The organism is Candidatus Omnitrophota bacterium, assembly GCA_040755155.1.
Taxonomy (GTDB): Bacteria; Hinthialibacterota; Hinthialibacteria; order Hinthialibacterales; family Hinthialibacteraceae; genus JBFMBP01.
The window spans coordinates 1-12,345 of the sequence record JBFMBP010000104.1 but is presented as its reverse complement, the minus strand read 5'-3'; the positions used below and the strand labels follow the sequence as shown (position 1 = coordinate 12,345).

Here is a 12,345-nt window from a genome sequence, read left to right as displayed (position 1 = left end):
ATAATAACGCGAAAAGAATCCCCCTGCTTCAAAACGATTGCCATATTGATTTTTTCGCAACGATCCAGTTTATTCTTTCGTTGGAACTGTGGCAAGGATTGAAACGCTAATGGCAAAATTCATAGCCTTTGAGGCCCGCCTATTCGAACTGTCTTTGCGGCGCGCATTGCGAGCGATCGGATTCATTCATCCGCCCATGGTAACGGTTTTCGCCTTGATTGCGCCCCCGAAGCGGCCTATGTCGCCTTTGCTGACCAGCCCGTTGCTGGCCGTATAGATGGAACTGTTGGCGCCGGTGAGCGGATGCCATTCCACGCCGGATGCGCCTTGATCCGGTCCGTAACTGGAAACGCAGAATCCTTTGACGTACTGGCCGTTCGAGGCGGCGGAGACGTTGGACAATCGCGCCCAACTTCCGTAGTAGCTGACGTATTGATAACTGAAGACGGTTTTTTCCGGATACCAGTTCGTATTTTCCCGGCGCGGTTTGAAGATATCCGTGTAGGAGACGGAAGCGATATAGGGAACCGGCGTCGTCAGTTCGTGGACGTATTCGATATAGACGGAATAGGACGAATGGCCCTGGCCGTTGCCGATTGGCCAGGGAAAATCGTTATGATCGAGGCAATAGGTTTGAAGCGCCAAGTCGAGCGCCTGATGATCCCCCATGACCCGCGCTACCCGCGCCCGCGTCTGGGCGTTGAGAAAATTGGGAACGGCGATGGCGGCGAGAATGCCAATGATGGCCACGACGATTAACAACTCGATCAAGGTAAAGGCGCGTTGTTTCATATTTATGGCTCTTTCCTTCATTGATTTTTAACAATAGAGCCTCTTGCAAAACTATATTATTCCTCCCCCAAGCTTGGGGGAGATTAGGAGGGGGTTGAGATAAGTCTAACAAAATCAACCCCCCTCTAACTCCAATGTCATTAAGTTAAGACATAACGTGACGAAATTCCATTCCCTCGCCCTCTGGGAGAGGGTTAGGGTGAGGGATTTTAAATTCAACAAATTCATGCTATTAGATTTGTTGATATTTTCGATTAAGGAATTAGTCTATCCTTAACTTAACGACATTGCCTCTAACTCCCCCCAAGCTTGGGGGGAGAATTGAAAAGAAAATTATACCATTTTTGCAAGAACCTCAATAATCCGAAATTATACCATAGCCTTGAATGAATTTCGCCGCCGAGCCGTTTATTTCTTTCTTCGCGAAATCATCGCCGCGCCGCTTGATTTTTCCGGGGGATTTACTAAGATTCCTTACGTATTGGGGCTGTAGCTCAGCTGGGAGAGCGCTTGACTGGCAGTCAAGAGGTCAGGGGTTCGATCCCCCTTAGCTCCATATCCTTCCAATCCCAGCGAAATCAATAAGTTAAACATTAGCATACGTTTTCTACGCGGCTTTTTGCACGCTTCGGATATGATGCTCGGCATCTTGCCCGGCATTCCAACCAGGCGGCGTTTATCCGATACCTTCACTCCGACCGGAAGGAGTTTATGAAACGGGCGGAAGAGGCGTTTTGAAATTGATTTGTGAGCAAGTTATTTGTGATATCGAATTAATTAATGGATAAACAAATAAAAAGTCCGATTCCCAAGTCAAAAAATGATTGCTATAGGTCATTATTTGATCTATTCCTATATTAATTCTTTTCATAAAAAAACTCCATTATTTCACTATCTCTTTACAAATCAGGAAATTATACGCATATACGCATTATATATAGTATATGGCATTTTAGTTGCTTGGATAAATTTGCATATTCTTCCTGGAACATAGTTATCTTGACCAGGCTATGCTATGATTCAAGTACATCAAGTGTGGTATTGTGGATCAGGTGTTGTATTATACAGTAAATGAATGAAGAAAATGATGAATACGATTTTAGCGCATACTCCTCCTAAACGCGATTCGAACCTTCCGCCTCATCCGCTTAAAGAACACCTGAAATCCGTATCCGAACTTTGCGCTTCATTCGCCAAAGAAACACTGCCGCATGATCCGACATTTATCGATTCGGCGCGCGTGGCGGGATGGCTCCACGACGTAGGAAAATATGGAGACCTTTTTCAAAAACGGCTGCAAGGAAAAGAGAAGCATATCGACCATTGGTCGGCGGGGGCTTATGTAGCGGCAAAAGATTTCAAAGAATTACTTTCATCGTCTGCGATTTTAGGACATCACCTTGGTTTGCAACCTTTTCCCGATTTATGGAATTTGTGCAATCAGGAAAAATTAGCGCAGAGACATCCATTAAATCTTAAATTATCTGAAGCCAATACTCAAATATTATTAAATCGGTTTAAAAGTGATTTTCCAGAGGCAACTCATTCAACAATAAATATAAATAAAATGTCCCTGTCTGGCATCCCCCTCGAACTCGATCTTCGCCTTTTGTTTTCCTGTTTAGTTGACGCTGATTTTCTCGATACGGAAGCGCATTTCAATCGCAATGGGGAAGGAAAGCAATTCCGCCGGAACGGGCCGCCTTTGGACGCCTCCAAAGGCGTTTGACGCATTATCGAAACAGATTGAATGCGTCAGAGCAAAAGCCGATTCCTCTTCTGAAATCCAGCGGATTCGCGATGATTTATGGAAAGAATGCCTTCGCGCCGCAGATTCCCCCGCAGGAACATGGACGCTATCCGCGCCAACCGGTTCGGGAAAAACGCTTTCCATGTTGGCGTTTGCGCTTCGTCACGCCATTCAAAACCGCTTGCGGCGAATCATTGTCGTTATCCCCTTCCTTACTATCATCGAACAAACCGCCCAGATTTATCGTAAGGTCTTTGGCGCCGATTATCCCGAAGAATTCGTATTGGAAGATCATAGTTTGGCGGGAACCGGCGAGGAGACGAACTCGCGCGGCGATCAGCAAAACCATTTTTCCCGTCTTCTTGCCGAGAATTGGGATGCGCCAATCATTATTACGACTCACGTTCAATTATTGCAATCGTTATTCTCCAATCGTCCTTTCGCCTGCCGGAAATTGCATAACCTGGCGAGCAGCGTCATTTTATTCGATGAGGTGCAGACGCTCCCCTTGGATATCGTATTGCCGACTTTATCGGCGTTGTCTCATCTCTCGACTCGATTCGGATCCAGCATTGTATTCGCTACCGCAACGCAACCGGCGTTCGATCATCTAAATCCATACGTCCATCAATATGGAAAAAATACGGAATGGAAACCGAAGGAGATTGTTTCCTGCAACCTTAATCTCTTTTCCCGCAGCAAACGAACCGAAGTTCACTGGCCGGATTTGGATAAGCCTGCGCCTTTCAGCCAAATCGCCGAAGATTTGTTAACTTACAAACAAGTTTTGTGCATTGTCAACGTCAAGCGTCACGCCTGGGAACTTATCGGGATAATGAATCAAGACGGCGATAACTCTCTCTTTCATCTTTCTACTTCTATGTGTCCGGCGCATCGGACGCATACCCTAGAACTCATCCGCCAACGCCTGGAGGATAAGAAACCATGCCGCTTGATCTCCACTCAATGCGTAGAAGCGGGCGTGGATATCGATTTTCCTGTTGTATATCGCGCTTTGGGACCGTTGGAAGCCATCGCTCAGGCGGCGGGACGCTGTAACCGAAATGGTTTGTGGGAGTCGGGCGAAGTGTTTGTATTTCTACCCGAAAACGATGGGAAAATCCAATATCCGCCTGGCGGTTACGAGCAAGCCGCTAGCGTAACTCGGATGCTTTTAAAAGAGAAAGGAGAAGTGGGGATGGATATCGATGATCCCTGTTTATTCGAGGAATACTACAGAACGCTTTACGATTTAAAGAAACCCGAATCGATGAATGAGAGCTTAAAAAATGCGATTTTTACGGGTGATTTTCCTGAAATCGCTAAAGAATACCGCCTCATCAAACAAAACACAATTAATGTTCTGGCGCCTTATGGCGGATGTATCGACTTATTCCGCTCTTTAAGAGCGGAAGCGGAGGAGAGTGGCTTATCCGCTTCTTGGATACGCCGATCCCGGCCGCTTACAGTTAATTTGTATAAAACAAATTCATCAGATAAGAATCCTTATCTCATTCCCATTTCCTATCATGGCCAGGAAGAGACCGATTGGTATTTTTATTCCAAAGAAAGCCATTACGACGACCGGCTTGGATTAAGACCCGAACAACCTGATTTACTTTTGATCTGAGAATAGAAAGGAGAACGATCATGCAATCCGAAAGGCAGATTTTGGAAGTTTGGGGCGATTTCGCCTGTTTCACCTGTCCCGAAATGAAAGTCGAGCGGTTTAGTTATCCGGTGATTACCCCCTCCGCCGCTCGCGGCATCTTCGAGGCGGTGTACTGGAAGCCTGAATTTCGCTGGCAGATTGTACAAATCGATATTCTCGCTCCGCCGAAATACATCGCGTTGCGACGAAATGAAGTGAAAGGCAAAGGACCAGCCGAGCGAACCGTAAAACAATGGATGGAAGGGAACAAAGAACCCGAACCTATATGGGCGGACGGCGAAGATGAAACTAGAGGACGTACTCAACGGCAGACAATGGCGCTTTGCGATGTCCGTTATCGATTGTACGCCTAAATGAAGCCATTTGGCGGCTCCAACCTCAACGGCGCCTCCCCTCAATTCCAACGCCGCGCAAGACACGGGAAATGTTTCTATCAACCCTATTTCGGCTGCCGCGAATTTCCGGCTTATTTCCGTCTAGTAGATGAAAAACAGGCCGACAATCCGCCGCCGATTCAAGACAATCGCGACGTCGGTTGGATGTTATACGACGTTTTCGATCTCTCAATGCCTCGCCGGGGAAAAGAAGATTATCCGCAATTTATTAGTTTTTTTCACGCCATAGTCGAAAAAGGCGTTCTATCCGTTCCCGCTTACGAAAGCGAAGCCGTACGCAAACCGAATCAAGGGGGTAAAGAGAAATGCTGAATTATCTGCCTAAAGGAGAGAGCGAACCGGGATTTACTTCAAAAATTGTCCGCTGGGCGATGGTATTTGACAACGAAGGAGATTTTTTAGAGGCGCTAGATCTGGCCGATCCGAATGACAAAAAAAGAAAAGGGAGATTATTCGAGAAATGTCCAGATCTTTCTCAACCTGAATTAGTCGGCGGCAATGAAACGCGATGCCATTTTTTAATCGAGACCACCTCGGTTGTCACATTATTGATTAAAAAAGATGAAGAAGAGAAAAATATTAAAAAATCCAAAGAAAAACATTCGTTTTTTGTTAAATATTTACATGAAGTTTCCTCAATCTTTCCCTTTTTTGAAAAGGTTGCTCATACAATCTCCGATCAAGATTCGATAAACAAAATCAACGAAAGATTTCATGACCTTAAAGCCAAACCAAGCGACTCAATTACTTTGGCATTAAAAAATGAATTTGGAATTCCGTTTCCCGTTGAAATGGATGTATGGCACAATTGTTGGCGCGAATTTCGATCCTCCCTTGAAAAAGAATCCAAGAAAAATGGAATGATTTCCATTCTCAGCGGCCAATCCGTAGAGCCTTTAACCTCCAATCCAACCATCAAGGGACTTTCATCGGTTGGCGGTTTAGCGACTGGAGATCGGCTAATCAGTTTTGATAAAGACGCTTTTTGTTCCTATGGTCTCCAACAAGGTTCGAACTGCGCAGTTTCAGAAGCCGAAGCATTCCAATATCGCAATTCTCTAAATGGATTGATCCAAAATCATGGGCAAAGGATTGGCGAGGCGTTTGTCGTCCCCTGGTTCAAAACACACATACCAGAAGAAGAAAATCCTTTTCAAATCCTCATTGATCCAGGAGAAAATGAAGAACAAATCGCGCAAAAAAAAGCCAAAGAACTTTTACAAGCCATTCATACCGGAAAAAGAACTGATTTATCCAATAACGTCTATTATGCTTTAACTCTTTCCGGTGCAGCGGGCCGGGTAATGGTGCGCGACTGGATGGAAGGATCGTTCGAATCGCTGGTTCAAAATATCGAACGATGGTTTGAAGATTTTTCCATTACTCGAAATGACGGTTCAAGCCTCGAATCTGATCCCAAATTTATGCGCATCGTATTCGGACTGTCAACCGAGTCTCAAGAACTTCCAGCGCCTCATATTGCGCTAATGGTGAGTGTTTATTAATGGTAAGATATTTTAGTTGTTCTCCTTCCTGTGGGTGTATTTCATCAAATAACTCCACATTAATTTTCTCCCGGAATAGCTATTCATAGAGACTCCAACCATGCGATGATATCGGGATCTTGCCTCCACGATTTGGAATTCCCGGTCGTCTCAACCAAAGGTTGGGCTTTGGCGAGGGCTTGTCTTTTCATATCTAAATCCAAAGTTACATACTTGTTCGTGGTAACCACACTGACATGTCCCAACCAATTAGCGATAGAACAGAGGTCCACACCGGATTTCAGCAAATGCATCGCCAAACTGTGTCGCAGACTATGGGGATGGAGTCGTTTCTTTTGCAGAGAGGGTCGTTGGGGATAGACCTTTCGCAAATATTTGGTCAGAAGGTAGCGAATACCAAATCGGCTAAGTGGAGTTCCCAGATGGTTGAAGAAGACGGTGACTGGTTTTCTTGCATCAATCCCTTGTTCTTCCAGGTATTCTCGAAGGCAACCGGCGGTTTCTGTTGGCAACGGTTGGAAATTGACCCAGGGCAACGATTGGTTTTTGACCCACCCCAGTGATGTTTTACTCTTCCAGAATTCTTATTGCAAGTTTTTTTTTCAAAGAGAATCGATGATTTTTCGGTATCCGCATGGTTGTGGAGCGTGTGGATAACTGCGCGGTTGTTGGCGCAGTTATCCAAGCGGCTGTGGGTAAGTCGAAGACTTATCCAAGTGGACTGTGCGCAAATGGAGGGCCGCCGTTCAGGCGGTTCGATCATTTGTGCACAGGCCGCGGCAGACGCGGCGCGATCCACAACCCGCCGTTGGAGCGCTCACTCGTTTTTCTCGCTTTTACGCCGGGTTCGGTACGAAGCTCCCTTGGTCGTGAGAATCTGGGCGTGATGAATCAGGCGATAGAGCAGCGCCGTGGCCAGTTTTTCACTGCTGAAGACCTGCACCCATTCGCCGAAATCAAGGTTGGTCGTGACGATTGTGGAACGGCGTTCGTAGCGGTCGGCGAGAAGATTGAAAAGCAATTCCCCTTCCGTCTTGTCGAAGGGCGTGAATCCTAGCTCGTCGACGATCAAGAGACTGACTCCCAAGCAGCGTTGATGAAGGCGGCCCAGCGTGCGTTCGTCTTTGGCCTCCATCAAATCCCGCACGAGATCGGAAGCGCGGGTGAACGCCACTCGGTAGCGGCGGCGGGCGGCTTCCATGCCCAACGCAATAGCCAGATGGGTTTTTTCCGTTCCGATCGGTCCCGCCAGAACGACGTCGTGGCCTTGTTCGACGTATTCGCAACTAGCCAGTTCGAGAACATTCGGTTTGGCGATTCCCCATAACGCCGTCCAATTAATTTGATCCAGCGTTTTGCGGTCTGGAAAGAGTGCCTGTCGAATCCGCTTCTCGGCGCAGTGGCCGCGGCGTTCTCCCGCCTCGGCTTCGAGCACCTGTTTGAGAAACTCCTCGTACCGATACTCCCCATCCCGCGCCAGGCGGGCGATTTCGGGATACAGGCGCATGATCGCGGGGACGTTCCGTTCTTTTCCGTATTCCTGAATGACGGCGTGGAGAGCGCTATTGTTCATGGCATCCTCCCCGCAACAGAAAATCGTAATCGGCGGCCTGCACTTTCTCGATCACGAATTCTTTCAAGGCTTCGGGAACCGGAACCGTCCGCGATTCCGCTTCCCGCTTGAATCGCGCCAAGCCCAGTAAATCCACGCGATCGGCTTGCAACGCGCTCTAAACTGCTTTCTCCACTTCTTACAACGAATGATCGACAATGGTTTGCAGCACCTTGGCTATTACCCGGCCCGTCTCTTTGCCACAGTGCATCTCCTCAAATAGTTTCCATAAACGCTGGAACAGCTCCCCCAACTCCGTCATCAACTCGGGAGCGACTTGCGGCTTACGTGTCAGCTCGCGCAAATAATGGCGGTAGCAAATCTGCTTCTCGCCCCGGCGTTTCTTGGGATAGGTCATGGTTTCGCCCCGGCGTACGATGCGCGCCTGGTCGACTCCCACATACGCCGCCGCGTCAAGCCGCGCCCAATGCGATGGAAACGAATACAAGGCTCCTTCCAGGCGCACGGTCGATTGACTGCTCATGGAGACCAGAACCAGGCGGCTGGGATCGAACGGACGAAGCGGCAAAGCGCGCAGATGGCGGCGCTCTTCTTCGATCTTCCCGATTACGCTCTGGCCTTGGGCATCCTTCTTGACGGCGAACGCTTTCTCCATCCTTGCGAGCAACGCTTGGGAAATCTCCGCCAACGATTCGCCTTGCGGAATCGGGGTGAGATGCTGCAGGCGAATGCCTTTGCCGCGGCTCTCCACGCCTCCCTTGTCATGACCTTCCCCCACGTGCGCGATCTTCCGTTCGGGAAATGGGATGTGTATCTCGTGTTCTTTCAAGTACGGGTGGAATGTCCTCATTGCGGAGTGAAGACGGAGCGTCTGGACTGGCTGCCTCCCTATGGGAGAAGCACGATGCGGTTTGAAGAATAGGTAGCGCGTCTTTGCGAGTTAGCGTCGGTGAAGGCCGTAGCGCGATTTCTCGACATGGATTGGAAGGCGGTGAAGCGAATCGACAAGCAAACGTTGGAGAAGCGGCTGAATTCGCCGAATTACGACGGCTTGCGAAGGTTGCGATCGACGAATTGGCGATCAAGAAGGGACATAGTTGCGTGACGGTGATCGTCGACTTTATTACAAAGCGCGTGGTGTAAGTGGAGAATGGCTGGGCGGAAAAAGCCTTGAATCGGTTTTACCGAAAGCTGGGGAAGAAGCGCTGCCGCCAAATCGAAGCGGTGGCCATGGACATGTGGCCGGCTTTTATGAAAGCCACGAAAAAGCATTGTCCGCAAGCACGCCTCGTGTTCGACAAGTTCCATATTCTTTCCCGCATGGCCCAAGTCGTCGATCAAGTGCGTCGCCGAGAATTCAAGCGGGCCTCCATGAAGACGCGGGAAGTCATTAAAGGCTCGCGCTATCTTCTCCTGAGAAATCGCGCGAAAGTGCGGGGAAAAAAGCGCATTCGACTCTCGGAGTTACTGGCGCTGAACAAACCGATCAACGCCGTGCATGTTTCGAATAAGGATTTGAAGCCGCTGTGGGACTACCGGTCTCCGCAATGGGCCGAGACCTATTTCCGGGACTGGTATCGCCGGGCGATCTATTCGAAAATCGAGCCATTGAAGAAATTCGCCCGTATGCTCAGGAAGCATTGGGAAGGGATAGCGGCGAACTTCCTTTATCCGATCCATTCTTCCTTATTGAAAGCGATCAACAACAAAGCCAAAGTCATTAAACGGATCGCTTTAGGGTAACATGATATAGACTATTTTGCCTTGAAACTTCGAGCCGCTTTTCCGGGTATCCCTATTCCTTCACCCATATAATTTGGAGAAGAACCAAGGAGGATTAATATTCTCAAACAAATTGCCAACTGCCGTTTTTAGGATGATGAGAGAAAGAATTTCAATGAAACGCCCCATCGGGATGAATTCCGAAGGGGCGTTCGCTTTAGCGGCTGGTTATTCGTTCGTAATAATGGCGTCTTGACAAGCCGTTTTCATTCGTCGTTTGTAGGTCCGACGCAGATCAGCCATAGTTTGACGAAATTGACGACTTGTTGTTTGGTCAGTTTGTTGGCGTTCAGTTTGTAGGTAATCTTGCTGCTGGCGGGAAGGTCTTTTCCCGGAATCATCTGATCGGCGTATTCGATGGTTCCCGTCAGGCTGGGGACGGTATTGTCGACGAAGAAGAACGCCTCTTCGTTGCTGGCGCCGCCTTTGAAGACGTCGCTTTCGCTGGTGGCCGACTGATTTTTATCTTCGTTGAAGCGCAGGTTGAATTCGTATTTTCCTTTTCCGTTTTGATCGCGGTTGGGATCTTCCACCCATTTGATCGATCCCGTCACGACGTCCTCGCAATCCGCGCCCTCCAGCGAATAGCGGAAGCGGATGCCGTCGGTGTACCAGTTGCCGGTTTCGTAATCGTAATCCAAGCGGCCGTTGACGGCGGTTTTGGGGTAACTTTTTGCCGGACCAGCGGCGAGAACGATGTTCTCGAAGCGCATGGGATCGCTGTTTTTCACTTGAATATCGACTTTTTTACCAGCAATCAGCCGGGAGAAGGTATAAGGAACAAGGCCCTTTTTCTCCGAAGTTTTTCCGGCCAATTGGCCGCCGAAATTTTCCGTAAATCCTTGGGCGGAACCGATAGAGTCGATAGCCATGCGCAGCGGGCTGCCCTTCGCGCTTCCGCCGTCCAGGCGATAGACGCCTTTATCGTCGACGGGGACGAGGCCGACCCATTTGCCCACGCTTCTCTTCTGATCCAAATTGGAGGGATTACGGACGGACAAGGTAACGTCGTATTGCAATTCCGCCGGTTGTTTTTCACGGCCCAACATTTTGCTGAACAAACGGGGCTGGCGGGTGATAGAGCCTGAGAATTCCGTGGTTTTAGCGACGTTCAAAGCGAACTCGTATTTATCTTTTGTGTTTTCGGCGGGGGATCCTTCCGCCAGTTTACCGGTAAGGTCGCGGGATGTTCGCGTTTGAAATTCGATGTTCATTTCTCCCGCGATGATGCCTTCTTCCGTAACCAACGGCAATTCCACCGCCGTCAATGACGGGACCGACAGGATCGTTAGCAAGACTGCAACCAATCCCATGCGTAAGAATGACGATGCGCCGTACGCGTGATTCATTTACTTATTCTCCTTCGATTAGCGTCATCCCTTTCTATAAAGGGATGCGAAATGTATTTTATACATCCTTAACGCGGAAAGGGAATAACTATGACATTTTTTTTACGAAGCGGAGGGAAAAGTAATTAGGTGGGCTGCGCTTCGCGTTGAGCCCACCTTACGAATCTGGCTCATCAGGAGATTCGCCCTCCCTGGATTCGCATTCAAACAAGAAGGGAGGGCGAGGCTCCCGCCGAGCCAAGGCTTCTCAATCATTTTTCTTTAGGACGTGGTGGGCTGCGCTTCGCTTTGAGCCTACTCTACGAATATAATTATTCATCATTCATCACTTCGTCTTTTCCCGCTTTTGAAAATAGACGTCGGCGAAATCGAGGATTTTATCCCAATAGCCGAGGTTCAGCGTATGCTTTTCGTCGCGGCGGTATTGCAGGATTTCTCCAACATTATCCGTTGCAATCGGGGCGTCTCCTTCAATGACGCCATTTCCGACCAATCCTTGGCAACCGAGAAATTTGTATACCTTATCCGCCGCCTTTAGCGATTTCAAGGCGTTTTCGTAATTAGCCCATTCGTCTTGAAGTCCCGCCGTATCCATCAAAGCTCGGGGAGCGATGAGCGCCATCAGCAGATGCTGATCGAAGGGCAATTTGTCTTCGTTGTTGTTGAATTGGGGAAAAATATCGTTGAACCAATGGGGGAAAACGCGGTTGATGCGCTCTACGGTTTCCTGGTTGTTGTTGCGGCTGAGGGCGCAGCCGCCGGTTCCAGATTGATGAGGAACGGCGATGGCGACTCGTTCGTCGAAAGCGGCGGCCAGCAAAGCCGTCTTGCCGCGGCGGGAATGGCCGATCAAGCAGATTTTCGTCTTATCGATATCGGTATCCGTTGAGAGATAATCCACACCGCGCTGCAAGCCCCAGGCCCAAGCGGCGATCGTTCCCCAGCGAGCTTCTTGAGGGCCGGGCAAGTTGGGATAAAAGGGATGGATGCCGTCCGTGAAGTCGTTCTTATCGTGATCGATGTCGCCTTGATAGAAAGTGGCGAAGGCGTATCCGCGATCAAGGCTGTTTTCCACGCGCCAGAAATCCGTCTGGCTGCCGCGGGCGGCGGCGTTCGCTTTTTTGAGGCGTTCGTCCAATTCGACGCTGCTATCGATGGTCAAACTGGAAACAGGCGCAACAACCTGATTGCCCAAATCGTTCAATCCCAGAAAAACGGGGAAGGGACCTTTTTTCCGATTGGGGACGAAAAGCACCAGATGAATGCGGGGAGCATTTTCCGGCAACTCAGTAAATCGGATTTCCACCTCTTTCAACGTCGCCTTGCCGTCGAAGGCGGCGGGGTCGGTTTTCGTTACTTGGGCGGAAATTTTAGGCGGCTCCGGCGCGTAGCCGTACATATAATGTTGGAATAATTTTTTCAGTTCGGGGCGGCGCTGCTCGAACCATTGCTCTTTGGTTTTGACCGGCGTTCCGTCGAACATGGTTAACGGATCGGGAAGTTCGGGATGGGAAGGCAAATCCTTAA

At 49.1% G+C, this 12,345-nt stretch carries 12 protein-coding genes, 1 tRNA gene and 1 pseudogene; 7 read left to right on the top strand and 7 right to left on the bottom strand.

Going from position 1 to position 12,345, the window contains the following annotated elements:
• Nucleotides 1–186: 186 nt before the first annotated feature.
• Nucleotides 187–792, bottom strand: coding sequence for a prepilin-type N-terminal cleavage/methylation domain-containing protein (locus AB1656_15815; protein ID MEW6236849.1), 606 nt, complete (start codon nt 790–792; stop codon nt 187–189).
• Between the two features lie 483 nt (nt 793–1,275).
• Between AB1656_15815 and AB1656_15810 the strand changes: the two genes are divergently transcribed.
• The 5 genes and pseudogenes from AB1656_15810 (at nt 1,276) to AB1656_15790 (ending at nt 6,114) form a co-directional block, all read left to right on the top strand.
• Nucleotides 1,276–1,348 (top strand) — tRNA-Ala (locus AB1656_15810).
• Between the two features lie 528 nt (nt 1,349–1,876).
• A complete protein-coding gene (locus tag AB1656_15805) occupies nt 1,877–2,521 on the top strand; it encodes a CRISPR-associated endonuclease Cas3'' (protein MEW6236848.1) in 645 nt (214 codons plus the stop codon).
• Nucleotides 2,460–4,172: a CRISPR-associated helicase Cas3' gene (gene cas3 / locus AB1656_15800; GenBank protein MEW6236847.1), complete on the top strand. Its 1,713-nt coding sequence runs from the start codon at nt 2,460–2,462 to the stop codon at nt 4,170–4,172. Before AB1656_15805 ends, cas3 begins: the two co-directional genes overlap by 62 nt.
• 20 nt (nt 4,173–4,192) lie before the next feature.
• Nucleotides 4,193–4,921 (top strand): annotated as a pseudogene (gene cas5c, locus AB1656_15795) (type I-C CRISPR-associated protein Cas5c).
• Complete coding sequence (locus AB1656_15790; protein MEW6236846.1) at nt 4,915–6,114, top strand: type I-C CRISPR-associated protein Cas8c/Csd1; 1,200 nt, start codon at nt 4,915–4,917, stop codon at nt 6,112–6,114. Before cas5c ends, AB1656_15790 begins: the two are co-directional and overlap by 7 nt.
• An 83-nt stretch (nt 6,115–6,197) precedes the next feature.
• Here the strand turns inward: AB1656_15790 and AB1656_15785 are convergent, their stop codons facing one another.
• From AB1656_15785 to AB1656_15770, 4 genes are all read right to left on the bottom strand, one after another.
• Nucleotides 6,198–6,626, bottom strand: a complete 429-nt coding sequence (locus AB1656_15785; protein ID MEW6236845.1) for a tyrosine-type recombinase/integrase — start codon at nt 6,624–6,626, stop codon at nt 6,198–6,200.
• A 305-nt stretch (nt 6,627–6,931) separates the two neighbouring features.
• Nucleotides 6,932–7,687 carry an IS21-like element helper ATPase IstB gene (gene istB, locus AB1656_15780; protein ID MEW6236844.1) on the bottom strand — a complete coding sequence of 252 codons (756 nt, stop codon included), beginning with the start codon at nt 7,685–7,687 and terminating at the stop codon, nt 6,932–6,934.
• Nucleotides 7,677–7,838, bottom strand: coding sequence for a hypothetical protein (locus AB1656_15775; GenBank protein MEW6236843.1), 162 nt, complete (start codon nt 7,836–7,838; stop codon nt 7,677–7,679). The genes istB and AB1656_15775 overlap by 11 nt, the downstream gene beginning before the upstream one ends.
• Nucleotides 7,839–7,865: 27 nt before the next feature.
• A complete protein-coding gene (locus AB1656_15770) occupies nt 7,866–8,465 on the bottom strand; it encodes a hypothetical protein (GenBank protein MEW6236842.1) in 600 nt (199 codons plus the stop codon).
• A gap of 171 nt (nt 8,466–8,636) precedes the next feature.
• Here AB1656_15770 and AB1656_15765 point away from each other — a divergent pair, with 171 nt between their 5' ends.
• Entirely contained in the window at nt 8,637–8,792 is a 156-nt protein-coding gene (locus AB1656_15765) for a hypothetical protein (protein MEW6236841.1), read from the top strand.
• Between the two features lie 38 nt (nt 8,793–8,830).
• On the top strand, nt 8,831–9,430 hold the full coding sequence (locus AB1656_15760) for a transposase (protein ID MEW6236840.1): 600 nt from the start codon (nt 8,831–8,833) through the stop codon (nt 9,428–9,430).
• 245 nt (nt 9,431–9,675) lie between these two features.
• On the opposite strand, the gene AB1656_15755 is transcribed toward AB1656_15760, so the two are convergent.
• Together AB1656_15755 and AB1656_15750 are read right to left on the bottom strand one after the other, a co-directional pair.
• Nucleotides 9,676–10,818: a hypothetical protein gene (locus AB1656_15755; GenBank protein ID MEW6236839.1), complete on the bottom strand. Its 1,143-nt coding sequence runs from the start codon at nt 10,816–10,818 to the stop codon at nt 9,676–9,678.
• A 325-nt stretch (nt 10,819–11,143) separates the two neighbouring features.
• The coding region (locus AB1656_15750) for an acetylxylan esterase (GenBank protein ID MEW6236838.1) at nt 11,144–12,345 on the bottom strand (1,202 nt) is incomplete at its 5' end.